Source organism: Streptomyces sp. NPDC091376 (assembly GCF_044757085.1).
Classification (GTDB): Bacteria; Actinomycetota; Actinomycetes; order Streptomycetales; family Streptomycetaceae; genus Streptomyces; species Streptomyces pratisoli.
On record NZ_JBIVUF010000007.1, the window covers coordinates 169,046 to 192,218 of the forward strand.

Here is a 23,173-nt window from a genome sequence, read left to right on the forward strand (position 1 = left end):
TTTCGTCGTAGCGCAGCCCCTGCGGTTGCCTTGAAAAGCCGGTCCACCTCGGTGGACCGGCTTTTTGCCGTGCCCGCGGTCCCGCCGCCGTCACGAGCCAGGTGTCATGACGGCCCGGCTGCCGTCACGCGCGCCAGGCCCAGGCGTGGTCGACCGGTCCGATCCCGCCGCCCAGCGCGAAGCCCTCGGCGATCGCGCCGGTGACATAGTCCTTCGCGGCCGAGGCGGCCTCCGGGACGCTCAGCCCCTTCGCCAGCCCCGCCGCGATCGCCGAGGCGAGGGTGCAGCCCGTGCCGTGTGTGTGCCGGTTGTCGAGCCGGGGGGCACGCAGCCAGTGGATCTCGGTGCCGTCGGTGAGCAGGTCCACGGCGTCGCCTTCGAGATGCCCGCCCTTGATCAGCGCCCAGCGCGGCCCGAGCGCGAGGACCGCCTCGGCCGCGCGCCGCAGATCGCTCTCGGACTGCGTCCGTACGCCCGTCAGCTGTGCGACCTCGTCGAGATTCGGGGTCGCCACGGTCGCGACGGGAAGCAGCCTCTTGCGTACGGAGTCCAGCGCCGAGGCGGCGAGCAGCGAGTCGCCGTGCTTGGAGACGCCGACGGGGTCGACGACGACGGGCGCGTCCGTCCCGGACAGCAGCTCCGCGACGGTCTCGACGAGTTCGGCCGACGCGAGCATCCCCGTCTTGACCGCCTGGACGCCGATGTCGTCGACGACGCTCCGGTACTGCGCGCGCACCGCCTCGACGGGAAGTTCCCAGGCACCCTGCACCCCGAGCGAGTTCTGCGCGGTGACGGCCGTGATGACGCTCATGCCGTGGACACCGAGGGCGAGCATCGTCTTGAGGTCGGCCTGGATGCCGGCCCCGCCGCCGGAGTCGGATCCGGCGACGGTCAGCACCCGCGGCGGAGCCTGCCGGGTCATGAGCCCTCCCCGAAGTGGTCCCAACCGCCCTTGCTGGTCCAGGGCGCTCCGTCGACGGTCACCTGCGGCAGTGCCGACGGGTTGAGCACCTCGCCGATCACCTTCCAGCGGGCGGGCAGCTTCACGTCCTGGGGGAAGGTCGCGACGATGGCGTGGTCCTCACCGCCGGAGAGCACCCACTGGAGCGGGTCGACCCCGACGGCCTGGCCGATGTCGTTCATCTGCGAGGGGATGTCGATGAGTCCGGAGCGCAGGTCTATGCGGACCTTGCTCGCCTCGGCGATATGGCCGAGGTCGGCGACGAGCCCGTCACTGACGTCGGTCATCGCGGTGGCGCCGAGTCCGGCGGCGGCCGGGCCCGCGTGGTACGGCGGTTCGGGGCGCCGGTGGGCCTCGACGAAGGCCCGGGGCGAGCGGAAGCCACGGGAGAGGACCGCGTGCCCGGCGGCGGACCAGCCCAACCAGCCGGTGTAGGCGACGACATCGCCGGGCTGGGCGCCGGCCCTGGTCACCGGGTCGTGGTTGCGCAGATCGCCGAGGGCGGTGATCGCGACGGTGATGGTGTCGCCCCGTACGACGTCACCGCCGACCACCGCCGCGCCCGCGACCTGGCATTCGTCGCGGATGCCGTCCATCAGCTCGGTGGCCCAGGTGACCGGGAGGTCGGCGGGGACGACGAGACCGAGCAGCAGCGCGGTCGGCACGGCGCCCATGGCCGCGATGTCGGCGAGGTTCTGCGCGGCCGACTTGCGGCCCACGTCGTACGCGGTCGACCAGTCGCGCCGGAAGTGCCGTCCCTCCAGCAGGAGGTCGGTGCTGGCCACGACCCTGCGGTCGGGTGCGGCCACGACCGCGGCGTCGTCGCCGGGTCCGAGCCGTACGGCGGGGGTGGAGGTGAGCCTGGAGGTGAGCTCCCTGATGAGCCCGAACTCCCCCAGCTCGCCCACAGTGCCCTTCATCTCGTCATGCCCTTCGTCGCCGCGGTGCCGCCGGACGGCCCGGCCCACCTGATCTTCGTGCGGTCGCGAGCCGTCACCGCTGTAGGTACCGTCGAGTAGGCCCCGTCGGCCGTCAACTTCTGTGCCGTGTACGCCACGCTGCGAGTGCCTCGGGGCGCGCAGGTCTCCCCGCGGCCCGCGGCGACGCGATACCGTGGCGTCCCTTCTCCCCACATGATCCTCGTGGCCGCCCTGGAGGTTCCGTGGTACAGGCGTACATCCTTATTCAGACCGAGGTGGGCAAGGCGTCGACGGTCGCCGACACCATCTCCAAGATCCCGGGGGTGATCCAGGCCGAGGACGTGACCGGGCCGTACGACGTGATCGTGCGTGCCCAGGCGGACACGGTCGATGAGCTGGGCCGCATGGTGGTCGCCAAGGTCCAGCAGGTGGACGGCATCACGCGTACGCTGACGTGTCCGGTCGTGCACCTGTAGCCCCCGTCTACGCTTGGCCGGTGATGTCTCACCGCCGGCTTCTGTCTCTGCCCGCCGCCGCTGTGCTGTTGGCTGCCGCGGGCTGCTCCTCCACGGACGCGCCCGCGTCGATCACGGTTCCCGCTCCCCCCGCCGAGGAGAAGGCCCTGTGCCAGGCGCTGCACGAGGCGCTGCCGGAGTCGGTGGGCGGTGCGAGCCGCCGTGATCCCGAGCCGCGTTCCGAGCTGACCGCCGGGTGGGGGGACGCCGCGATCGTACTGCGCTGCGGCGTTCCCCGCCCCGCGGGGCTGCTGAGTGAGAAGGCGGACGGGGTGGTGGTGAACGGCGTCGAATGGTTCGCCGAGGAACTCGACGACGGCGCCCGGTTCACCACCACGTACCGCAAGACCTATGTCGAGGTGACGCTGTCGAAGCAGTTCACCGACGTGGGGCCGCTGACGGACCTGGCGGGACCGGTCGCGAAGACGGTCCCGCCACGTTTCGAGACGGTACCGAGCGCCCCGAGCGACTCCGGTACGCCCTAGCGCAGACCCGTGGAGCGCCGCAGCGCCGCCTGGATCAGCCGGTCGACGAGCTCCGCGTAGCCGACGCCGGTCTCCTGCCACATGCGCGGGAACATGGAGATGGGCGTGAAGCCCGGCATGGTGTTGATCTCGTTGATCACGAACTCGCCGTCCTCGGTGAGGAAGAAGTCCGCGCGGACGAGTCCCTCGCACGACGCGGCCTCGAAGGCATCGACCGCGAGCCGCCGCACCTCGGCGGTCTGCTCGTCGGTGAGCGGCGCGGGCACGAGTCCGGTCGCCGAGTCGATGTACTTGGCCTCGAAGTCGTAGAAGTCGTGGGCGGAGACGGGCGGGATCTCCGCGGGCAGACTGGCGCGCGGGCCGTCCTCGAACTCCAGCACTCCGCATTCGATCTCGCGGCCGCGCAGCAGCGCCTCCACGATGATCTTCGGGTCGTGGCGCTGGGCCTCCTCGACGGCCTCGTCCAGTCCGGAGAGGTCGTCGACCTTGGTGATGCCGATCGAGGACCCGGCGCGGGCGGGCTTCACGAAGAGCGGCCAGCCGTGCTCACCGGCGAAGTCGATGATCTTCTTGCGTGCGGCGGAAGGATCCTGCACCCACTCACGGGGCCGGATCACCTCGTAGGGACCGACGGGCAGGCCGAAGGAGATGAAGACCCGCTTCATGTACTCCTTGTCCTGGCCGACGGCCGAGGCCAGGACGCCCGAACCGACGTACGGGACGCCTGAGAGCTCCAGCAGGCCCTGGAGGGTGCCGTCCTCGCCGTACGGTCCGTGCAGCATGGGGAAGACGACGTCGACCTCGCCGAGCGCCTTGGGCACGGAGCCCGGCTCGCTGTAGACCACCTCGCGGTTGGCCGGGTCGACGGAGAGGACCACGCCGCCCTCGGCCGATTCCGCCAGGTCGGCGACGGTGGGCAGCTGCCGGTCGGCGATGGCCATCCGGTCGGGCTCGTCGGCCGTCAGCGCCCAGCGGCCGTCCGTCGTGATGCCGATGGGCAGGACGTCGTACTTGCTGCGGTCGATGGCACGCAGAACGGCGCCGGCCGTCACGACGGAGATCGCGTGCTCGGAGCTGCGGCCGCCGAAGACGACCGCGACGCGCGGCTTGCGGAGCGCCTCGCCACTGGTGGGGGCAACGCCGGTGCTCTGGGACTGGTTCTCGCTCATATCGCGACGAGCGTACCCTGCGCCCCGATCGGGTCGAAGGGGCGCGCGGCCGTCAAACGGACGAGCGTGCTCCGGCGGCGTACGTCCCCACGCGTAGCGCGGGTCAGTGGCGCTCCGGCTTGGCGCTGCGCGACATCAGTTCCTTGAGCGCGACGACCGGCGGCTTGCCCTCGTGGACGATCGACACGACCGTCTCGGTGATGGGCATGTCGACGCCGTGCCTGCGGGCCAGATCCAGTACGGACTCACAGGACTTGACGCCCTCGGCGGTCTGCTTGGTGGCGGCGATGGTCTCCTGGAGCGTCATACCGCGGCCGAGGTTGGTGCCGAAGGTGTGGTTCCGGGAGAGCGGCGAAGAGCAGGTCGCGACGAGATCGCCGAGGCCGGCGAGGCCGGCGAAGGTCATCGGGTCGGCGTCCATCGCGAGGCCCAGGCGGGTCGTCTCGGCGAGGCCGCGGGTGATGAGGGTGGCCTTGGAGTTGTCCCCGAGGCCCATGCCGTCCGCGATGCCGACGGCGAGGCCGATGACGTTCTTGACCGCTCCGCCGAGTTCGCAGCCGACGACGTCGGTGTTGGTGTAGGCCCGGAAGTACGGGGTCATGCACGCGGACTGGAGCCGCTGGGCGACCGATTCGTCGGCGCAGGCCACGACAGCGGCGGCGGGCTGGCGGTCGGCGATCTCCTTGGCCAGGTTGGGCCCGGTGAGGACGGCCACCCTCCGCCTGACGTCGTCGGGGGCGCCCCCGGCGGGCGCCTTGGCGACCACTTCCTCGATGACCTCGCTCATCCGCTTGGCGGTGCCGAGTTCGACGCCCTTCATCAGGGAGACGAGCACGGTGTCGGGGGCCAGTTTCGGCGCCCATTCCGTGAGGTTGGCGCGGAGGGTCTGGGAGGGCACGACGAGGACGGTGAAATCGGCGTCGCGGGCGGCCTGTGCGGGGTCGGTGGTGGCCCGTACCGCTTCCGGGAGCTGGACGCCGGGGAGATAGTCGGGGTTGGTGCGAGTGCTGTTGATGGCGTCGACGAGCCCCGCGCGGCGGCCCCACATGGTCACCTCGCAGCCCGCGTCGGCGAGGATCATCGAGAAGGCCGTGCCCCATGAGCCGGTGCCGAAGACGGCGGCCTTGACGGAACGAGTCACTTGGTTCCCTCCCCGGCGGCCTTGCGCCGCTGCTCGGCCCTCGCCGTACGGTGGTCGAAGGGCTCGGCCGGCGCCTTCTCGCCCCGGACCTCCTCCAGCTGCGCGGTGATCGCGGCCATGATGACCTCGGTGACCTCGCGCAGTACCTCGGGAGTGGGCTCCTGACCGTGGAACCGGGTGAGGTCCACGGGCGGTCCGGCCTGCACGATCAGGGTCTTGCGGGGGAACAGCCGCAGCTTGTTCTCCCTGGCGTACGGCGGCATCGCCAGGTTGGCGCCCCACTGGGCGACGGGAATGACCGGGGCCTTCGTGAGCAGCGCGATGCGGGCGGCGCCGGTCTTGCCGGCCATGGGCCACATCTCGGGGTCGCGGGTCAGCGTTCCCTCGGGGTAGAACGCCACGCATTCGCCGCGCTCGATGGCGTCGACGGCGGCGCGGAACGCGTCGAGGGCGTTCGTCGTCTCACGGTAGACGGGGATCTGGCCGGTGCCGCGCAGCATCATGCCGACGAACGACACCTTGAAAAGGGCGGCCTTCGCCAGAAAGCGCGGGACGCGTCCGGTGTTGTACTGGTAGTGCGCGTAGGACAGCGGGTCCAGGTAGGAGTTGTGATTCACCGCCGTGATGAATCCTCCGTCGGCCGGAATGTGCTCCATTCCTCGCCAGTCCCGCTTGAACAGAACGACCAACGGCGGTTTCGCGATGACCGCCGCCAAGCGGTACCAGAAGCCGATTCTGCGGCGGGACACTCGGACACCTTCCTCTTTGGACCTGGCTGCTGCCTGGCTGCTGGGGGTCAAGTGTCGCCCCAGGCCCCTGGTCTGTCGAGAACACCGTACGCCCCGCCTCCCGCGCCGGAGCCCCGGGCCGTGGTGCCCGCAGGTGACAATGGGCCCGTGCACTGGTCACTGGTCGTACCGCTGAAGCCCCTCGCGCTGGCCAAGAGCAGGCTGTCGGAGGCCGCGGGCGGAGCGATGCGCCCACAGTTCGCGCTCGCCTTCGCGCAGGACACGGTGGCCGCCGCGCTGTCGTGCGGCGCGGTAGGGGATGTGGTCGTCGTCACGGACGATCCGCTGGCGGCGGCGGAGCTGGGCGTGCTGGGCGCGCGCATCGTGCCGGACTCCCCGGGAGCGGGGCTCAACGCGGCGCTGGCCCACGGTGCGCGAGCGGTGCGCGCACTGCGTCCCGGCGCGGCGGTGGCGGCGCTGAACGCGGATCTGCCTGCACTGCGTACCACCGAATTGGAACGGGTGCTCGCCACGGCCGGGAAATCTCCGCGGACTTTCCTCGCGGACACCGCGGGAATTGGGACGACATTCCTGTCGGCCCGGCCCGGGGCGGAATTGCGTCCGGCTTTCGGCGGGCGCTCACGGCGCCGGCATTTGGTCTCCGGGGCCGTGGAAATCGAATTGGACGGCGTGGAGTCGGTACGCCGTGACGTGGACACCGGGGACGATCTGCGGGCCGCGCTCGCGCTGGGGGTGGGCCCGCGGACGGCCGCGCAGTGCGCGACGGCATCGGCGCCGTGGGGGTCCTGAGCACCGGCGGCGGGCCCGTGCGGGCCCGGGGCCTGGACGGAACGCCCGTTGGCGTCGCCGGATACGCTCTGGGCATGCAGGCGACCGCGTACACGTACGACTCAGAGACCCGCAGCGGGAGTGTGCTGCTCGACGACGGGACTCCGGTGGACTTCGGCACCGCGGCGTTCGACGCCGGCGGGCTGCGGCTGCTGCGCCCCGGCCAGCGGGTGCGCATCGAGACCGAGGGCGAGGGCAAGTCCCTGCGGATCACGCTGGTGACGCTGCAGACGCTCTGACCCGGACGCGCCGCGGGCCGGGCTCCCCGGAGGGAGTCCGGCCCGTCGCGTGAGTGGCCCTGAGGTGTCGCGCCGCTTACTTCTTGCGCGCGGTGGTCTTCTTGGCGGTGGTCTTGCGCGCCGTCGCCTTCTTCGCGGGCGCCTTCTTGGCCGTCGCCTTCTTGGCGGGAGCGGTCTTCTTGGCCGCAGCCGTCGTCTTCTTGGCAGTGGTCTTCTTGGCCGCCGTGGTCTTGGCGGTGGCCTTCTTGGCCGTGGTCTTCTTCGCGGCGACCTTCTTCGCCGCGGTGGTCTTCTTCGCGGCCGTCGTCTTCTTCACCGCCGCCTTCTTGGCGGTGGCCTTCTTCGCGGCGGCCTTCTTGGCGACGGTGCCGACCTGGAGGCTGCCCTTGGGAGCCTTCTTGACGGCCACTTCGCCACCCCTGGGGAGCTTCTTCGAGCCGCTGACCAGGTCCTTGAAGCCCTGGCCCGCGCGGAACCGCGGCACCGAGGTCTTCTTGACCCGGACGCGCTCACCCGTCTGCGGGTTGCGGGCGTAGCGGGCCGGACGGTCCACCTTCTCGAACGAGCCGAAGCCGGTGACCGAAACCCGGTCGCCGCCGACAACCGCGCGGACGATCGCGTCGAGTACCGCGTCGACAGCCTCGGCGGCCTGCTGTCGGCCGCCCATCTTGTCGGCAATCGCTTCTACGAGCTGCGCCTTGTTCACGTCTTCCCCTTCGGAGACATCGCCGGAACGAAACTGTTCAAGCTTTTTCGCACGTTAGGCAGATATATACCGCAAATCAAACACGAAACGGGCTAATCACCCTAGTGCCGCAACGAAGTCGACCGTCACGGCCACGCGACGGAGCCGCATATAGCCCCAGTCGCCGGGTGGTCAGTCACCTTGGGGGAAACGACCTTCATCGAGGTCCTTCATCAACCGGTCCAGGCGCCTTGCGGCGTCTGCGAGATCGTGCTTCGCCACGGCCGTCACTGCCAGCAGCTTCCGCGAGAGCGCCATCCTTACGCCCTCTGGGACTTGCAGTTCACGCACCCTTGTGTGCGCTTCCTTCAATCGGGCCGCGACTGCCTCGTAGAGCTCGAGTTGGCTGTCGCGTTCCATGCACCGATTGTGCCATCTGGGGCGAGTTGTCGCCCCACAGGGTCTCAACAAGCGACTGCGCCCCCCACCGGGCGGTGGGGGGCGCAGTACGGGAAAAGCGCTGCTCAGACCTCAATTGTGCGGGGCTTGAAGGCCGGCCGTGCCGCCTCGTACGCCGCGATGTCCGCTTCGTTCTGAAGGGTGAGGCTGATGTCGTCGAGTCCGTTCAACAGCCTCCATCGAGCGTTCTCGTCCAGCTCGAAACCGGCCGTGATGCCCGCCGCGCGGACCTCGCGCCGCTCCAAGTCGACGGTGATTTCGGCGTTCGGGTCGGCCTCGGTCACCTCCCACAGCCGATCCACGGTCTCCTGCGGGAGGACCACGGTCAGCAGGCCGTTCTTGAGCGAGTTGCCGCGGAAGATGTCCGCGAAGCGGCTCGAGACGACGGCCTTGAAGCCGTAGTTCTGGAGCGCCCAGACGGCGTGCTCACGGGACGAGCCGGTGCCGAAGTCGGGGCCGGCGACCAGGACCGTCGCGCCCTGTCGCTCCGGCTGGTTGAGAATGAAGTCGTCGTTCCTGCGCCAGGCCTCGAAGAGCCCGTCCTCGAAGCCGTCGCGGGTGACCTTCTTCAGCCAGTGGGCCGGGATGATCTGGTCGGTGTCGACGTTGCTGCGGCGCAGCGGGACGGCCCGGCCGGTGTGCGTGGTGAAAGCTTCCATGGTGTTCAGACTCCGGCGGGCGTACGGGTGTCGGACAGGTCGGTGGGTGAGGCCAGGTGGCCGAGCACCGCGGTGGCGGCGGCGACCTGCGGCGAGACCAGATGGGTCCGGCCGCCCTTGCCCTGACGGCCCTCGAAGTTGCGGTTGGAGGTGGACGCGGAGCGCTCACCGGGAGCCAGCTGGTCGGGGTTCATGCCCAGACACATCGAGCATCCCGCGTGCCGCCATTCGGCGCCGGCCTCCTTGAAGACCTTGTCCAGGCCCTCCTCGACGGCCTGCAGCGCGACGCGCACCGAGCCGGGGACGACCAGCATCCGTACGCCGTCGGCGACTTTGCGGCCCCCCAGGATCGAGGCCGCGGAGCGCAGGTCCTCGATACGGCCGTTGGTGCAGGAGCCTACGAAGACGGTGTCGACCTTGATGTCGCGCAGCGCCTGCCCGGCGGTCAACCCCATGTACTCCAGGGCCTTTTCGGCCGCGTGCCGCTCCGATGCGTCCTCGTACGAAGCCGGGTCGGGGACGCTCGCCGAGAGCGGCGCACCCTGGCCGGGGTTGGTGCCCCAGGTGACGAACGGGGAGAGTTCGGTGGCGTCGATGAAGACCTCGGCGTCGAAGACGGCGTCGTCGTCGGTGCGCAGCGTCTTCCAGTACGCGACCGCCGCGTCCCAGTCCTCGCCGCGGGGGGCGTGGTCACGACCCTGCAGATAGTCGAACGTGGTCCGGTCGGGGGCGATCATGCCCGCACGGGCGCCGGCCTCGATCGACATGTTGCAGATGGTCATGCGGGCCTCCATCGAGAGCTTCTCGATGGCCGAGCCGCGGTACTCCAGGATGTAGCCCTGGCCGCCGCCGGTGCCGATCCTGGCGATGATCGCCAGGATCAGGTCCTTGGCGGTGACGCCGTCGGGCAGCTCGCCCTCGACGGTGATCGCCATGGTCTTGGGGCGGGCCAGCGGCAGCGTCTGGGTGGCCAGGACGTGCTCGACCTGGGAGGTGCCGATCCCGAACGCCAGCGCGCCGAAGGCGCCGTGCGTGGAGGTGTGGGAGTCACCGCAGACCACGGTGGTGCCGGGCTGGGTCAGCCCCAGCTGCGGTCCCACGACGTGGACGACGCCCTGCTCGACGTCGCCGAGCGGGTGCAGCCGGACGCCGAACTCCGCGCAGTTCTTGCGCAGCGTCTCCAGCTGGGTGCGCGAGACCGGGTCGGCGATGGGCTTGTCGATGTCGAGGGTCGGGGTGTTGTGGTCCTCGGTCGCGATGGTGAGGTCGAGCCGCCGCACCCGGCGGCCGTTCTGGCGGAGGCCGTCGAACGCCTGCGGGCTCGTCACCTCGTGCAGGAGGTGGAGATCGATGAAGAGGAGGTCGGGCTCGCCCTCGGCGCGCCGGACGACGTGGTCGTCCCAGACCTTCTCCGCGAGTGTCCTACCCATCGCTTTCCCTCCGGCCCGGCAGCGTCGCCGGGCCCAACTAGAGATCGATTGCGCAAGCCGTCCGCACCACGGGTGCCGGGCGGGGGAACGCGGGCCCTTGTGCGGCCGTACATCCAGGTTCGCAACTTCTCGGAGAAATTGAACTTGCGTTTCACAGAGTGAGACGTGAGTATCGTTGCATGGACAACTCTAGCGGCGTCGGCGTTCTCGACAAGGCTGCTCTGGTATTGAGCGCCCTGGAGTCCGGTCCGGCCACCCTCGCCGGGCTGGTCGCGGCGACAGGGCTTGCACGACCCACGGCACATCGTCTCGCCGTGGCTCTGGAACACCACCGGATGGTGGCGAGGGACATGCAGGGGCGGTTCATTCTGGGCCCGCGGCTGGCGGAGCTCGCGGCGGCCGCGGGCGAGGACCGGCTGCTCGCCACGGCGGGACCGGTACTGACGCATCTGCGCGACGTGACGGGCGAGAGCGCGCAGCTGTACCGACGGCAGGGAGACATGCGTATCTGTGTGGCGGCCGCCGAGCGGCTGTCCGGACTGCGGGACACGGTGCCCGTGGGATCGACGCTCACGATGAAGGCCGGCTCGTCCGCCCAGATCCTGATGGCCTGGGAGGAGCCGGAGCGCCTGCACCGCGGCCTCCAGGGCGCGCGTTTCACGGCGACGGCACTGTCCGGCGTACGGCGCCGCGGCTGGGCGCAGTCGATCGGCGAGCGCGAGCCGGGTGTCGCCTCGGTCTCCGCGCCGGTGCGCGGCCCCTCGAACCGGGTGGTGGCCGCGGTCTCGGTCTCCGGACCGATCGAGCGCCTGACCCGCCACCCGGGCCGGATGCACGCCCAGGCGGTCATCGACGCGGCCGGCCGCCTCTCGGACGCCCTGCGCCGCTCGGGCTGACCTGCGGGGCTCGCCTGCCGGCGAGCAGCGGACGTACCGACGGAGGAGCTCCCGCGGGGAGCTCCTCCGTCGCTGTCAGCGCCGCCGTCATCCCGCCTTCAGGCGGTCCGCCGCACGGTCACCGCGCTGGGCGACCGGGACGACGCCCGTCGCCGCGCCGAGCCCGAACGCCGGCATGTTGATGTAGACGTTCTCGTACGAGCCCGCGGGGACGATGTAGGTCTCGTGCCAGAAGCCGACCTTGCCCTTGCCCTCGCGCATCCGGCGGTTGAACGCGGCCCAGGCCGGGCGGTGCTCCTTGTCCTGCGCCGTCGCGTACGCGAACAGCTTCTCCCTGGACTCCCAGTACTGGACGGTATAGACGAGCCGGGGACCGCCCAGCAGCAGCTGATAGCCGCGCAGTCCGCTGTCCCTGTCCTTGGACAGCTCCTTCAGCATGCGCGGCATGGCCTTGAACACCGGCCACCAACTCCGCACCGCCCTGAAGCTGTTGATGCGCATTCCGATGAGGAAGACGACGACCTCCGCCTGCCCCTCCGCGGCCATGCGCCCTTGAATCGGAGTGCTGCCCATCACCGGTTCCCCCTTCGTGAGCCGTTGGATAGTCCTGCTATCCATGATTGGATAGTGACACTCTCCAAGGAAGGGCGCAAGTGCATGAGACTGGCGGAACTCAGCGAACGCAGCGGGGTGCCGATACCGACGATCAAGTACTACCTGCGTGAGCGGCTACTGCCGCCCGGGCACCGGATCACCGCCACCCAGGCCGAGTACGACGACACACATCTGCGCCGGCTCGGGCTGGTCCGGGCGCTGATCCAGGTCGGCCGGATCCCCGTGGCTACCGCCCGCGAGGTACTGGCCGCCATCGCCGACGACAGCCTCGACCACCACATGCGGCTCGGCGCGGCCGTCTGGTCCATTCCGCACGGCCAGGACCCCGACGAGGAGGACCCCTCCACCGGAACAGCGCACCGCACCGCCGAAGCCCTGCTGGAGCGGCTCGACTGGGACTTCGGCCGCGAGACGGGGGCGCGGTCGCCCGCGTACCGGATGCTGGTCGCCGGGATCGCCACGATGCTGCGCCTCGGCTATCCCTGCGGCATCGAGGAACTGCTGCCGTACGCCAGGAGCGCGACCCAACTGGCCGTCACCGACCTGGACTTGGTGGAGCGTTACGAGTCCGAGGAGGAGCAGGTGGAGGCCGCGGTGGCGTTCACCGTGCTGTACGAGCCGGTGCTGCTGAGCCTGCGCAGGCTGGCCCAGGCCGAGGAGTCCAACCGCCGCTTCGGCTGAACGGGGCACCGGGAACGCGAGAAGGCCCTCCCCGAACAGGGAGGGCCTTCTCTTCGCGTACCCCCGACCGGATTCGAACCGGCGCTACCGCCTTGAGAGGGCGGCGTGCTAGGCCGCTACACAACGGGGGCAAGATCTTGATCCATCGAGTGGATCCGCTGGGCTACCAGGACTCGAACCTAGACTAAATGAACCAGAATCACTCGTGCTGCCAATTACACCATAGCCCATGGTGGTATAGACCAGTACCCCCGACCGGATTCGAACCGGCGCTACCGCCTTGAGAGGGCGGCGTGCTAGGCCGCTACACAACGGGGGCCCTAGCGATCCCACCCGGCGTCAGCCGGGTGATGTCACTGCGCGGGCATCGGGAGCGACCCTGATGACCAGCAGGATGGATCTGTACCCCCGACCGGATTCGAACCGGCGCTACTGCCTTGAGAGGGCAGCGTGCTAGGCCGCTACACAACGGGGGCTTTGCAGATGAGCTCTGCGAGCTGGCCTACCAGGACTCGAACCTAGACTAACTGAACCAGAATCAGTCGTGCTGCCAATTACACCATAGGCCACCAAAACTCAACCCCCACCACGGGGGTTTCGTTCGGGTTGTGCGCTTCCGGTTCCGGGCTTGCGGCCCGCACCCCTCGGCGCAGGAAGAACATTACCTGAAGGTGGACGGCGCTCCAAAACGGGTATCGCGCCGCAGCAGGGCGGGAAGCTCGTCCAGTCCCGTGATCCGGATCAGCTCCGGCCGTCCGCCCAGCCCACCGCGGTCCAGCCAGATACCGGTAAGCCCCGCCGCCCCGGCGCCCTCCGCATCGATGTCGGGGTGGTCGCCCACGTACGCGACGTCCCGCGGCGGCAACGCGAGCGCCTCGCACGCGGCGTGGAAGGCCGCGGCCTGGGGCTTGGCGACCCCCAGCTCCGCCGCGCACACGACCGCCTCGAAGCGGTCCCGCACCCCGAGCACGGTCAGCTTGCGGTGCTGGTTGTGGATCGAGGAGTTCGAGAGCACGCCGTGCCGGAAGTCGGCGGCCAGCAGGTCCAGTACGGGCAGGGCGTCGGGGAACAGCTGCCAGGCGGCCTCGTAGTGGGTGACGTAGCGGGCGAACCACTCGTCGGCCTCGGCGTCGCTCATCCCGAGCACCCCGAGGAAGTCCCTCACCCGGTCCCGGCGCTGCGCCTCGAAGCCGACCCCGCCGGCCTCGAAGCGGCGCCAGTGGAAGCGGGTGAGCTCCTTCCAGCGGGTGAGAGCCTGGTCGACGGAGCCGTACCCCTCGGCCAGGCCCTCCGCCTGAAGATGCCGCTCCATACCGGCGTGGTCGGCGCCGGCGTAGTCGAAGATCGTGTCGTCGATGTCCCAGAGGACGGCTCGGATCGGCATGACACCGAGGCTAGCCCCGCCGGACCCCCGGCCGGGGGTCCGGGGGTCGCCCCCCGGAAAACGCAGTGTCGATGACCCGGAGGACCGCTCGGCCCCGCACGACACCGAGGCTAGCCCCGCCGGACCCCCGGCCGGGGGTCCGGGAGTCGCCCCCCGGAAAACGCAGTGTCGATGACCCGGAGGACCACTCGGATCCGCACGACACCGAGGCCGGCCCCGGCACCGCCTGGATCGGCAGGTCCGCGGTCACGCGGAGGCGGGGACCGCCTCCGCGGGGACGACGAAGAAGTCGGTCACGAAGCAGGTGACCTCGCCGGCGGCGTCGCGGCCCACCCAGGTCGGGTAGGTGCCGTCGCCCCAGCCCGTCATGAACGCGGCCACGGTGTGGCCGGTGGACGGGTCGGTGATCAGCTGCGGCCCCGAGAACCAGTCGGCACTGTAAAGGGTGTCCCACAGCAGCCCTTCCTCCTCCTCGCTCTGCGGGAAGGTGCCGTCGCAGGCGGCGTCGTAGAAGCAGCCGGTCGCGACGTCGACGGGGTAGCCGAAGAACTCGTCGTCACCGAGTTCCGCGGGGTTCTGGCCCGCCCTGGTGCCGATCTCCCAGGACTCGGTGGGCGTGTCCTTGATCACGAGGCGCGCGGCGGCGATCCGCCGGTGGGGCGGACCGTCGGGCTCCGGATCCGCCGGGTCCATGAGCGTGGCCACGGCGCATTCCACCCGGTAACGGCCCGGCGCGACCTCCGCGACGAAGGGTTCGGCCTCGCCGCACCCGAGCTCGACGAACGGGTCGCAGGCGACGACGCGACCGGTGGGCAGCCACAGCTCGCCCCCGGGAACCACGGCCAGGGTGCCGGTGACCCCGGGCTCGTCCTCGAACTCGTTCCCCGGCGTGAAGTGCCAGGCGTAGTCGGGCGCGGACATGGGCATCGGGTGTCCCCCAGCGAGAGATCGGTGGCCGTGGATGCCCGCACCCTAGCCGCAGCCGACGGCAACGCCTCAGGGGCGGCAGCCGCAACGGCTGCCGCCCCTGAGGGACGTACGCAAGACGCCTACGCGGAGAGCTTCGCCAGCGCGGCGTCGACGCGGGCCAGGGTGCGCTCCTTGCCCAGGATCTCCAGCGACTCGAAGAGCGGCAGACCCACCGTGCGGCCGGTCACCGCCACGCGGACCGGGGCCTGCGCCTTGCCGAGCTTGAGGCCGTGCTCCTCGCCGGCGGCCAGGACCGCGTTCTTCAGCGACTCCGGGCTGGACCAGTCGGCGGCGTCGAGCTTCTCGCGCGCGGTGCGCAGCAGCGCGTCGGAGCCCTCCTTCATCGCCTTCTGCCAGGACGCCTCGTCCTCGACCGGCTCCTTGAGGAACAGGAAGTCGACATTGGCGGTGATGTCGGAGAGGACCGTCAGCCGGGTCTGGGCGTACGGGGCGATCGCCTCCCACGCGGCCTGGTCGAAGTCCTCGGGCGCCCAATGGGCGTGCGGGGCCCGCAGCCAGGGCTCGCAGGCCTCGGTGAAGGCCTTCACATCGAGCCGCCGGACGTGGTCGGCGTTGATCGCCTCGGCCTTCTTCAGGTCGAAGCGGGCCGGGTTGGCGTTGACGTCCACGATGTCGAACTTCTCGACCATCTCGGCGATGGAGAACACGTCCTGGTCCGCGGAGAACGACCAGCCCAGCAGCGAGAGGTAGTTGAGCAGGCCCTCGGGGAGGAAGCCGCGCTCGCGGTAGAGGTTGAGCGAGGCCTGGGGGTCGCGCTTGGACAGCTTCTTGTTGCCCTCGCCCATGACGTACGGGAGGTGGCCGAAGGCCGGGATCTCCTTGGCGATGCCGAGCTCGATCAGCGCCTTGTAGAGCGCGATCTGGCGCGGGGTGGAGGACAGCAGGTCCTCACCGCGCAGCACGTGCGTGATCTCCATCAGGGCGTCGTCGACCGGGTTGACGAGCGTGTAGAGCGGCGCGCCGCTGGCCCGGACGATGCCGTAGTCGGGCACGTTGTCCGGCGTGAAGGTGAGCTCGCCGCGGACCAGGTCGGTGAAGGTGATCGGCTCGTCGGGCATCCGGAAGCGGACGATGGCCTCACGGCCCTCGCGCACGTAGGCGGCCTTCTGCTCGTCGGTGAGATCGCGGCAGTGGCCGTCGTAGCCGGACGGCCTGCCCGCGGCACGGGCGGCCTCGCGGCGCTCGTCCAGCTCGGTGACCGTGCAGTAGCAGTGGTAGGCGTACCCGCCCGCCAGGAGCTTCTCGGCGACGTCCCGGTAGATGTCCATGCGCTGCGACTGGCGGTAGGGCTCGTGCGGGCCGCCGGTCTCGGGGCCCTCGTCCCAGTCGAGGCCGAGCCAGCGCAGCGAGTCGAGCAGCTGGTTGTACGACTCCTCGGAGTCGCGGGCCGCGTCGGTGTCCTCGATGCGGAAGACCATGGTGCCCTGGTTGTGCCGGGCGAACGCCCAGTTGAACAGGGCGGTGCGGACCAGGCCCACATGGGGGTTGCCGGTCGGCGAGGGACAGAAACGTACGCGGACGTTCGTCGCGTTAGCCACGCTTGATCACCTTGTTGGTGAGAGTGCCGATGCCTTCGATGGTGACGGCGACCTCGTCGCCGACGTTGAGGGGGCCGACCCCGGCGGGGGTGCCGGTGAGGATGACGTCTCCGGGGAGCAGCGTCATGGCCTCGGTGATGTGGACGACCAGGTCCTCGATGGAGCGGATCATGTCGCTCGTACGACCCAGCTGGCGCTGCTCGCCGTTGACCGTGCACTGGATGGTGAGGTCGGCGGGGTCGAGGTCGGTCTCCACCCAGGGGCCGAGCGGGCAGGAGGTGTCGAAGCCCTTGGCCCGGGCCCACTGCTTCTCGCGCTTCTGGGCGTCGCGCGCGGTGACGTCGTTGGCGCAGGTGTAGCCGAAGATGACGTCCTTCACACGCTCGCGCGGGACCTCGCGGCAGAGCCGGCCGATGACGACGGCGAGCTCGGCCTCGTGGTGCAGTTCGTCGGAGAAGGACGGGTACTCGATCGCGTCGCCGGAGCCGATCACCGAGGTGGTGGGCTTGAAGAAGGCCACCGGGACCTCGGGCACCTCGTTGCCGAGCTCCGCCGCGTGCTCCGCGTAGTTGCGGCCGATGGCCACGACCTTGTTGGGGAGGACGGGCGGCAGGAGCCGGACCTTGCTCAGGGGCACTTTCGTACCGGAGAGCTCGAAGTCCGTGTAGGGGATGCCCTTGATGATGTCGAGAACGAGACCGGCCGGGTCGCCGGTTCCCTCGCCCTCGACCGCGCCGAAGGCGACATTCCCGTCGATGGAGAATCTGGCGATGCGCACGGGTGGCTCGTGCCCCTCTGCTTCCGCTGGCTGGAGTCTGACGCTCCAGGCTAACGCGCGAGAGGGGCCTGGCCTGCCGTATCAGGGCGCCACCGGGGTTACGGCACCACCGGGGCGTCCACAAGGGTGGTGCGGCGGGGGTTGGCGGTCTGGAGGGGAAGGTCGGCCGAGTGCTCCGGCTGAGCCTCCGGCTGCAGTTCGACGGCGTCCTCGAGGTGCGCCAGCGTCGTGCGCCGGGGGTTGGCTATGTTGCGGAACATCATCGTCGTCTTCATCGCTCGCCTAGTCAGAGTGCCGGTGCTTGTAAAGCGTCAGGCTAAACATCGATTTCCCTGCGAAAGCATGGAAGAGCCAACGATCTACGTGTGAGTTTGCTCACGGAGCGACAGGCAATTCCGTCATTCCGGACCACCAAGACCCCTCGCAGAAACGGACATTGCGCCCCTGAACGCGCTATTCCGCTCCTGATCATGGCGACTGGGACACCCCCCACCCGTAAGCGACTCGTCGCCGAATGCCCCATTCATCCAGAATCACTTTCTACGAGTTGTGACACGACGCTCACAACGTGTCACTCAGGTCACAGCCCGGTACACGGCCCTTGTTGGAGATCCGGCACTGTGCTGGAATTCCACGCACCGCCGCGGGTTTCATCCGGCGCGCAGGGGCGCAACGCTGCGCCGAGTGGCGGCGGAAGGGGGAGAAGCGCCGGTCACTCCACGACCGACTTGGGGCGTCTCCACCGCCCCACGACGCCGACACCGTCCCGCCGTTCTGCGGAGGGACGCCTGGTCCAGAGGTTGCGACGCTAGTGCAGGGACGTTTCAAGAGGGATGGCATGGGGCGTCCCCAGGCCCGCCAGGGCCAAGGGGAAGCTGCCGCTGAACAGGAGCCGCGCGTCGGGACAGACCGCGGCCCCTCGCCCCAGCACACCCAGAACCAGGGCCAGGCCGGCGACTCCGGTGACCGCGGAGCGCGCCCCGGCGCGGCTTCGTCCACCGCCGAGCCGGCGGATCGCCCCAAGTCCAAGTCCAAGGGCCCTTCCGACACGGGCTCACGAATAGCCCTGCGCAACTGGCGCATCAGCACCCGACTGGTCTCCCTGCTCACCCTCCCCGTCGTCGCGGCGACCACGCTGGGTGGACTGCGTATCAACCAGTCGATGGACGACATCGAGCAGCTGAACCACATGCAGCTGCTGACGAAGCTGACCAAGGAAGCCACGGCCCTCGCCGAGGCGCTCCAGGAGGAGCGCGACCACGCGGCGGGCCCGCTGACCCACGGCGTCCCCGCCAGCCGCTTCGAGGTCGACCAGCCCCGTAAGGACACGGACCGCAAGAGGCAGGCCTTCCTCGCCGCGACCGTCGACATCGGCGACACCACGGGGGACGAGGCGCTGGAGAGCATCCACTCCAACGTCAGCCAGATCGCCCAGCAGGTCACCACGATCGCCAAGATCCGTGGCACCGCCTACGCCGAGAGCGACGGCGGCATCTCGACCACGCAGACGATCAACCGGTACAACCGGCTGATCGAGTCGCTCCTCACCCTGTCCCAGGACATGGCCCAGGCGACCAACAACCCGGAGATGATCAAGCGCACGCGTGCGCTGGCGGCGTTCTCCGCCGCCAAGGAGTACGCGTCCATCCAGCGCGCGATCATCGCGGCCGCTCTGCCGGCGAACACCAAGGCCGACGGCTCCATGAACGAGAACGACCGTCTCACCGGTGACGACGCCGCGGAGAACGAGAAGCAGTCGCTCGACTCGTTCAAGCGCATCTACGCCTCCCTCGGCGGCAACGCCGAGGAGCTGACCGCCCCGCTGGTCGACGGCAACTCCGAGATCGAGGACGCGAACGAGTACGCGAACCGCGTGCTCAGCAGGCCGAACGGTCTGGCGAGTGTGGATCGCCGCACCTACAAGGACTGGACCGACAAGGCCGACACCAAGATCGACGCCATGAACACCATCGAGAAGACGCTTCTCGGTGAGATGGAGAGCAAGGCCCGCGAGCTCAAGCAGGAGTCGCAGCAGGACGCCATCATCAACGGTGCGCTGATCCTGCTCGTGCTCGGCGTCTCGCTCATCGGCGCCTTCGTCGTGGCCCGGTCCATGATCCGCTCGCTGCGCCGGCTGCAGGACACCGCCACCAGGGTCGCCCAGGACCGGCTGCCCGAGCTGGTCAAGCAGCTGTCCGAGTCCGACCCGCAGGACGTCGACACCACGGTCGAGTCCGTCGGTGTGCACTCCCGGGACGAGATCGGCAAGGTGGCCGCGGCCTTCGACGACGTGCACCGCGAGGCGGTCCGCCTCGCCGCCGAGCAGGCCCTGCTCCGTGGCAACGTCAACGCGATGTTCACCAACCTGTCGCGTCGTTCGCAGGGTCTCATCCAGCGTCAGCTGTCGCTGATCTCCGAGCTGGAGTCCCGCGAGGCCGACCCGGACCAGCTGTCCTCGCTCTTCAAGCTGGACCACCTCGCGACCCGTATGCGCCGTAACGGTGAGAACCTCCTCGTCCTCGCGGGCGAGGAGCCGGGCCGCCGCTGGACCCGGCCCGTCCCGCTCGTCGACGTGCTCCGTGCCGCCGCCTCCGAGGTGGAGCAGTACGAGCGCATCGAACTGGCGGCCGTCCCGGGTACCGAGGTCGCCGGCCGGGTCGTCAACGACCTCGTGCACCTCCTCGCCGAGCTGCTGGAGAACGCGACGTCGTTCTCCTCGCCGCAGACCAAGGTCCGCGTGACCGGTCACGCGCTGCCCGACGGACGCGTCCTCGTCGAGATCCACGACACCGGCATCGGCCTCTCCCCCGAGGACCTCGCCGCGATCAACGAGCGGCTGGCGTCGCCGCCCACCGTGGACGTCTCCGTGTCCCGCCGCATGGGTCTGTTCGTGGTCGGCCGCCTGTCCCTGCGGCACGGCATCCGTATCCAGCTCCGTCCCTCCGACTCCGGTGGTACGACCGCGCTGGTCATGCTCCCCGTCGACGTCGCCCAGGGCGGCAAGAAGCCCCCGGCCAAGCCCGGCGCCGGCGCTCAGAACGGCAACCCGCAGGCGCCTTCGGGTGCCGGTGGCGGCGGACGCGGTCTGACCGGCGGTCCCGGTGCGGCAGGCGGCCGTCCGGGCCTCGGCGGCGGTCCTTCGGCCGGCTCCGGTGGTCCCGGTGGGCAGCGCGGCCAGGTCGGTGCGGGATCGGCTCCGCGTGCGGCGCTTCCCCCTCGGGACAGCGCCCCGTTCCAGGGCGGCCCGCAGCAGGGCGGCATGGGACAGGACTCCGCCCAGCAGGACTTCTCCCGTCAGGGCGGCGCTCCCGCGAACGCGTTCGGTGCCGACAGCGGCCGTGGCCGTCCGGCGGCTCCGCAGGCGCCCGGTGCGCAGGACCGCGGACGGGGCCGCAACTCCGGTCGGCACACCGCCCGGACGGGTGGCGACCGCGGACAGCAACTGCCGCCGGCCGGTACCCCGCGTGGCGAGCTTCCCGGCGGCGGTCAGCAGCAGCGCCCGCAGACCACCAGCTGGGGCAACGAGCAGCCGTCGGCGCCGCAGTCGCGTTCCTCGATGGACGCGCCGCGCGGTCACGAGGAGCACGATTCCACCGGTCAGTACGGCCGCCCGACGGGTGCGGCGGGCGACCGGCAGGGTCCCGGTGCCACCGAGCAGTTCGCCAGGCCCGACTACAACGGTCCGCGGCCCGGTGCCCAGGACCCGGCGGCCACGGAGCAGTTCGCCCGCCCGGACTTCGGCAGTGCTCCTCAGCGCCCTGCCGGGGGCTACGGGGGCGCCGGCCAGCGTCCGCCCACGCCCCATCAGGGTCAGGGTCAGCCGGGAGGCCAGCACCAGCGCCAGGGTGGCGCCGGCTACGCCGCACCGCGTCCGCCCGTGGGCAGCCTGCCCGCGCAGCCGCAGCCCGAGGCGCTGCCGCCGGCGGGCCCCGGTGACGGCCGTACGCCGCTGTACGACACGCTGGAGACGAACTGGTTCCACCAGGGCCAGGGCGGTCAGGCGAACGGGGCCCCGCAGGCTCCCGCCGCGCCGCAGCAGCCGCCCGCCGGGCGTCCTGCTCCGCCGGCGCCGCCGCGCCGTCCGGCCACCCCTCCCGCGAACCAGTCCGGCCAGACCGGTCAGCACAACGCGAGTGCCACTTCCTGGCGCACCTCGCCCAACGACGAGCTGGTGCGCCAGGCCGAGCGGGTCCGCAAGCCCGCGGCCGGCGGTATCACCACCTCGGGTCTGCCCCGTCGGGTGCCGCGCGCCAACCTGGTGCCGGGTACCGCCCAGGAGCCGACCCACCAGTCCGGTCCGCAGGTCTCCCGTGCCCCCGATGACGTACGGGGCCGGCTGACCAACCTCCGTCGGGGCATTCAGCAGGGCCGTCAGGCGGGCAGCTCCGGCACCACCGGAAGCTTCAACGTCGGCCCCACTCACCAGCAGGAGCGATAGTTGAGCCCGATGAGCCAGGCGGCGCAGAATCTGAACTGGTTGATCACCAATTTCGTGGACAACACCCCCGGGGTGTCGCACACGGTGGTGGTCTCCGCCGATGGTCTGCTGCTGGCGATGTCCGAGGGGTTTCCGCGTGACCGCGCCGACCAGCTGGCGGCGGTGGCGTCCGGGCTGACCTCGCTGACCGCGGGGGCGTCCCGGATCTTCGAGGGGGGCCCGGTCAACCAGACCGTGGTGGAGATGGAACGCGGGTTCCTCTTCATCATGTCCGTCTCGGACGGCTCCTCGCTCGCCGTACTCGCCCACCCGGACTGCGACATCGGTCTGGTGGGCTACGAGATGGCTCTCCTGGTCGATCGTGCCGGCACGGTCCTCACCCCGGACCTGCGCGCCGAGCTCCAGGGGAGTCTGCTCCACTAGGAGCCCTCAGCAAGCCCGCCCCCGGGGTGTGCGCCCCAAGGCACACCCCACGGGCAGCCCTTCATACGTCCATACCGTCAGGCCGCCTCACCCGGCCCCCCACCGGCCCACTCAGACGGCACAGCCGACCACTTGCTGTCACGCCCGGAGGATTCATGACCCCGCCCCCCGCCTCTCACGATCCGTACGGTGTCCCCGTGGACACCGACTACGGACATGAGGGCGACCAGCCGCTGGTGCGTCCTTATGCGATGACCGGCGGCCGGACCCGGCCGCGGTACCAACTCGCCATCGAGGCGCTGGTCAGCACCACGGCCGACCCGGCGCACCTCTCGACGCTCCTGCCCGAGCACCAGCGGATCTGCCACCTCTGCCGGGAGGTCAAGTCCGTGGCCGAGGTGTCGGCCCTGCTGTCGATGCCGCTCGGGGTGGCGCGGATCCTGGTGGCGGACCTGGCGGAGGCCGGCATGGTGGCTATCCACCAGCCGGGCAACGGAGAGGCCGGCGGTACGCCGGACGTGACACTGCTCGAAAGGGTGCTCAGTGGACTTCGCAAGCTCTAGCGGCGGTGCGGCCCGGTCGACCACCAGCGCGAAGATCGTGGTGGCGGGCGGCTTCGGCGTGGGCAAGACCACGTTCGTCGGCGCCGTCTCGGAGATCAACCCGCTGCGTACCGAGGCGGTCATGACGTCCGCGTCGGCGGGCATCGACGATCTCACCCACACCGGGGGCAAGACCACCACCACGGTGGCCATGGACTTCGGCCGTATCACCCTGGACCAGGACCTGATCCTGTACCTGTTCGGCACACCCGGACAGGACCGCTTCTGGTTCATGTGGGACGACCTGGTACGCGGCGCCATCGGCGCCGTCGTCCTCGTCGACACCCGCAGGCTCGCCGACTGCTTCCCCGCGGTCGACTACTTCGAGAACAGCGGCCTGCCCTTCGTCGTGGCCCTCAACGGCTTCGAGGGGCATCAGCCGTACACGCCCGACGAGGTGCGCGAGGCGCTGCAGATCGGTTCCGACGCACCGATCATCACCACCGACGCACGCCACCGCGCGGACGCCAAGAGCGCGCTCATCACCCTGGTCGAGCACGCACTCATGGCACGTCTCAAGTAGAAGTGGCCGTACGCCAGTTGTCGTAGACGTGTGCGAGGCGGGCCGTGTCCTTTGACACGGTCCGC

General features: G+C 70.2%; 25 protein-coding genes and 5 tRNA genes. 10 read left to right on the plus strand and 20 right to left on the minus strand.

What is annotated here, in order from left to right:
* Window positions 1–124: 124 nt before the first annotated feature.
* Together thiD and ACIQMR_RS17180 are read right to left on the minus strand one after the other, a co-directional pair.
* A complete protein-coding gene (gene thiD, locus ACIQMR_RS17175) occupies window positions 125–922 on the minus strand; it encodes a bifunctional hydroxymethylpyrimidine kinase/phosphomethylpyrimidine kinase (protein WP_401387270.1) in 798 nt (265 codons plus the stop codon).
* On the minus strand, window positions 919–1,881 hold the full coding sequence (locus ACIQMR_RS17180; protein WP_266383753.1) for a thiamine-phosphate kinase: 963 nt from the start codon (window positions 1,879–1,881) through the stop codon (window positions 919–921). The genes thiD and ACIQMR_RS17180 overlap by 4 nt, the downstream gene beginning before the upstream one ends.
* 242 nt (window positions 1,882–2,123) lie before the next feature.
* On the opposite strand from ACIQMR_RS17180, the gene ACIQMR_RS17185 reads away from it, so the two are divergent.
* A complete protein-coding gene (locus tag ACIQMR_RS17185) occupies window positions 2,124–2,357 on the plus strand; it encodes an Lrp/AsnC family transcriptional regulator (RefSeq protein WP_017947604.1) in 234 nt (77 codons plus the stop codon).
* A 23-nt stretch (window positions 2,358–2,380) separates the two neighbouring features.
* Complete coding sequence (locus tag ACIQMR_RS17190) at window positions 2,381–2,881, plus strand: DUF3515 domain-containing protein (protein WP_401387880.1); 501 nt, start codon at window positions 2,381–2,383, stop codon at window positions 2,879–2,881.
* Here the strand turns inward: ACIQMR_RS17190 and ACIQMR_RS17195 are convergent.
* The 3 genes from ACIQMR_RS17195 to ACIQMR_RS17205 form a co-directional block, all read right to left on the minus strand.
* Window positions 2,878–4,050 carry a D-alanine--D-alanine ligase family protein gene (locus ACIQMR_RS17195; protein WP_401387273.1) on the minus strand — a complete coding sequence of 391 codons (1,173 nt, stop codon included), beginning with the start codon at window positions 4,048–4,050 and terminating at the stop codon, window positions 2,878–2,880. The two genes, ACIQMR_RS17190 and ACIQMR_RS17195, sit on opposite strands and share 4 nt — an antisense overlap.
* Before the next feature lie 103 nt (window positions 4,051–4,153).
* Entirely contained in the window at window positions 4,154–5,191 is a 1,038-nt protein-coding gene (locus ACIQMR_RS17200; RefSeq protein ID WP_401387275.1) for an NAD(P)H-dependent glycerol-3-phosphate dehydrogenase, read from the minus strand.
* Window positions 5,188–5,940 (minus strand): lysophospholipid acyltransferase family protein, encoded by a 753-nt coding sequence (locus ACIQMR_RS17205; RefSeq protein WP_401387278.1) that lies wholly within the window; start codon window positions 5,938–5,940, stop codon window positions 5,188–5,190. Before ACIQMR_RS17205 ends, ACIQMR_RS17200 begins: the two co-directional genes overlap by 4 nt.
* Window positions 5,941–6,087: 147 nt before the next feature.
* Here ACIQMR_RS17205 and cofC point away from each other — a divergent pair, with 147 nt between their 5' ends.
* Window positions 6,088–6,729 (plus strand): 2-phospho-L-lactate guanylyltransferase, encoded by a 642-nt coding sequence (gene cofC, locus ACIQMR_RS17210; RefSeq protein ID WP_401387281.1) that lies wholly within the window; start codon window positions 6,088–6,090, stop codon window positions 6,727–6,729.
* A gap of 74 nt (window positions 6,730–6,803) precedes the next feature.
* The gene (locus ACIQMR_RS17215; RefSeq protein WP_266384490.1) at window positions 6,804–7,007 is read left to right on the plus strand and encodes a hypothetical protein; all 204 of its coding nucleotides are present in this window, start codon (window positions 6,804–6,806) and stop codon (window positions 7,005–7,007) included.
* Window positions 7,008–7,083: 76 nt separating this feature from the next.
* Here ACIQMR_RS17215 and ACIQMR_RS17220 read toward each other — a convergent pair whose 3' ends face one another.
* The 4 genes from ACIQMR_RS17220 to leuC form a co-directional block, all read right to left on the minus strand.
* On the minus strand, window positions 7,084–7,713 hold the full coding sequence (locus tag ACIQMR_RS17220; RefSeq protein WP_266383743.1) for an HU family DNA-binding protein: 630 nt from the start codon (window positions 7,711–7,713) through the stop codon (window positions 7,084–7,086).
* 171 nt (window positions 7,714–7,884) lie between these two features.
* Window positions 7,885–8,112: a hypothetical protein gene (locus ACIQMR_RS17225; protein ID WP_093653521.1), complete on the minus strand. Its 228-nt coding sequence runs from the start codon at window positions 8,110–8,112 to the stop codon at window positions 7,885–7,887.
* Window positions 8,113–8,216: 104 nt separating this feature from the next.
* Window positions 8,217–8,810: a 3-isopropylmalate dehydratase small subunit gene (gene leuD, locus ACIQMR_RS17230; RefSeq protein WP_401387286.1), complete on the minus strand. Its 594-nt coding sequence runs from the start codon at window positions 8,808–8,810 to the stop codon at window positions 8,217–8,219.
* Between the two features lie 5 nt (window positions 8,811–8,815).
* The gene (leuC, locus tag ACIQMR_RS17235; protein WP_401387288.1) at window positions 8,816–10,240 is read right to left on the minus strand and encodes a 3-isopropylmalate dehydratase large subunit; all 1,425 of its coding nucleotides are present in this window, start codon (window positions 10,238–10,240) and stop codon (window positions 8,816–8,818) included.
* 179 nt (window positions 10,241–10,419) lie between these two features.
* Between leuC and ndgR the strand changes: the two genes are divergently transcribed.
* Window positions 10,420–11,136: an IclR family transcriptional regulator NdgR gene (ndgR, locus tag ACIQMR_RS17240; RefSeq protein WP_266383737.1), complete on the plus strand. Its 717-nt coding sequence runs from the start codon at window positions 10,420–10,422 to the stop codon at window positions 11,134–11,136.
* Between the two features lie 87 nt (window positions 11,137–11,223).
* On the opposite strand, the gene ACIQMR_RS17245 is transcribed toward ndgR, so the two are convergent.
* Entirely contained in the window at window positions 11,224–11,709 is a 486-nt protein-coding gene (locus ACIQMR_RS17245) for a DUF4188 domain-containing protein (protein WP_401387883.1), read from the minus strand.
* A gap of 84 nt (window positions 11,710–11,793) precedes the next feature.
* Here ACIQMR_RS17245 and ACIQMR_RS17250 point away from each other — a divergent pair, with 84 nt between their 5' ends.
* The gene (locus ACIQMR_RS17250; RefSeq protein ID WP_401387293.1) at window positions 11,794–12,432 is read left to right on the plus strand and encodes a MerR family transcriptional regulator; all 639 of its coding nucleotides are present in this window, start codon (window positions 11,794–11,796) and stop codon (window positions 12,430–12,432) included.
* 58 nt (window positions 12,433–12,490) lie between these two features.
* Here the strand turns inward: ACIQMR_RS17250 and ACIQMR_RS17255 are convergent.
* The 10 genes from ACIQMR_RS17255 to ACIQMR_RS17300 form a co-directional block, all read right to left on the minus strand.
* Window positions 12,491–12,563 (minus strand) — tRNA-Glu (locus ACIQMR_RS17255).
* Between the two features lie 27 nt (window positions 12,564–12,590).
* Window positions 12,591–12,662, minus strand: a tRNA-Gln gene (locus ACIQMR_RS17260).
* Window positions 12,663–12,678: 16 nt separating this feature from the next.
* A tRNA-Glu gene (locus ACIQMR_RS17265) sits at window positions 12,679–12,751 on the minus strand.
* Between the two features lie 84 nt (window positions 12,752–12,835).
* Window positions 12,836–12,908, minus strand: a tRNA-Glu gene (locus tag ACIQMR_RS17270).
* 21 nt (window positions 12,909–12,929) lie between these two features.
* Window positions 12,930–13,001, minus strand: a tRNA-Gln gene (locus ACIQMR_RS17275).
* Window positions 13,002–13,093: 92 nt separating this feature from the next.
* Entirely contained in the window at window positions 13,094–13,816 is a 723-nt protein-coding gene (locus ACIQMR_RS17280) for an HAD family hydrolase (protein ID WP_401387296.1), read from the minus strand.
* A gap of 246 nt (window positions 13,817–14,062) precedes the next feature.
* Window positions 14,063–14,743, minus strand: coding sequence for a DUF4241 domain-containing protein (locus ACIQMR_RS17285; protein WP_401387299.1), 681 nt, complete (start codon window positions 14,741–14,743; stop codon window positions 14,063–14,065).
* A 122-nt stretch (window positions 14,744–14,865) separates the two neighbouring features.
* Entirely contained in the window at window positions 14,866–16,344 is a 1,479-nt protein-coding gene (gltX, locus tag ACIQMR_RS17290; RefSeq protein WP_401387302.1) for a glutamate--tRNA ligase, read from the minus strand.
* Window positions 16,337–17,122 (minus strand): fumarylacetoacetate hydrolase family protein, encoded by a 786-nt coding sequence (locus ACIQMR_RS17295; RefSeq protein ID WP_266383726.1) that lies wholly within the window; start codon window positions 17,120–17,122, stop codon window positions 16,337–16,339. Before ACIQMR_RS17295 ends, gltX begins: the two co-directional genes overlap by 8 nt.
* Window positions 17,123–17,220: 98 nt before the next feature.
* The gene (locus ACIQMR_RS17300) at window positions 17,221–17,397 is read right to left on the minus strand and encodes a hypothetical protein (protein WP_401387306.1); all 177 of its coding nucleotides are present in this window, start codon (window positions 17,395–17,397) and stop codon (window positions 17,221–17,223) included.
* Between the two features lie 563 nt (window positions 17,398–17,960).
* Here ACIQMR_RS17300 and ACIQMR_RS17305 point away from each other — a divergent pair.
* The 4 genes from ACIQMR_RS17305 (at window position 17,961) to ACIQMR_RS17320 (ending at window position 23,108) form a co-directional block, all read left to right on the plus strand.
* Window positions 17,961–21,560, plus strand: a complete 3,600-nt coding sequence (locus ACIQMR_RS17305; RefSeq protein ID WP_401387309.1) for a nitrate- and nitrite sensing domain-containing protein — start codon at window positions 17,961–17,963, stop codon at window positions 21,558–21,560.
* Between the two features lie 9 nt (window positions 21,561–21,569).
* Entirely contained in the window at window positions 21,570–21,983 is a 414-nt protein-coding gene (locus tag ACIQMR_RS17310; RefSeq protein ID WP_266384487.1) for a roadblock/LC7 domain-containing protein, read from the plus strand.
* Window positions 21,984–22,138: 155 nt separating this feature from the next.
* The gene (locus ACIQMR_RS17315; protein ID WP_093653512.1) at window positions 22,139–22,546 is read left to right on the plus strand and encodes a DUF742 domain-containing protein; all 408 of its coding nucleotides are present in this window, start codon (window positions 22,139–22,141) and stop codon (window positions 22,544–22,546) included.
* Window positions 22,527–23,108: an ATP/GTP-binding protein gene (locus ACIQMR_RS17320; RefSeq protein ID WP_266383718.1), complete on the plus strand. Its 582-nt coding sequence runs from the start codon at window positions 22,527–22,529 to the stop codon at window positions 23,106–23,108. Before ACIQMR_RS17315 ends, ACIQMR_RS17320 begins: the two co-directional genes overlap by 20 nt.
* Window positions 23,109–23,173: the final 65 nt, after the last annotated feature.